Annotated in this window: 1 protein-coding gene; it reads left to right on the top strand. The window is 40.8% G+C overall.

From position 1 onward, the window contains the following. Positions 1-46 precede the first annotated feature (46 nt). Positions 47-292 (top strand): hypothetical protein (locus tag ACPYOM_RS22275; RefSeq protein WP_481347631.1); only part of this gene is annotated, 246 nt, incomplete at its 3' end.

The following is a 292-nucleotide window of genomic DNA, read 5'->3' as shown; positions in this document are numbered from 1 at the left end:
GTCAGATGTGTATAAGAGACAGATAAGAACCAGACCAAGGTTTAAGATGTTTACGCATCTCACCAAAGAGGAGTATGCAGAAAGTCTAAAGAAATATCTGGCAGAGCATGCCGATGAATTTTCCGGAAATATCAATAAAGAAGTGGCAACTATCTGTGTAAAGACCAAAGATGAAGGCTACTGGAAACCCAGACTTTCTTTGCGGATAGAGATCGAAGACGATCAGATCGCAATACGGGGTATTTTCGGACCCAGCTCTGCGGTATGGACATTTTTTATGTTTCTTTATTTC

The organism is Monashia sp. HAY1-2A (assembly GCF_056755315.1).
Note: the sequence above shows the minus strand (reverse complement) of the source record. Positions and strands in the feature narration are given on the sequence as shown.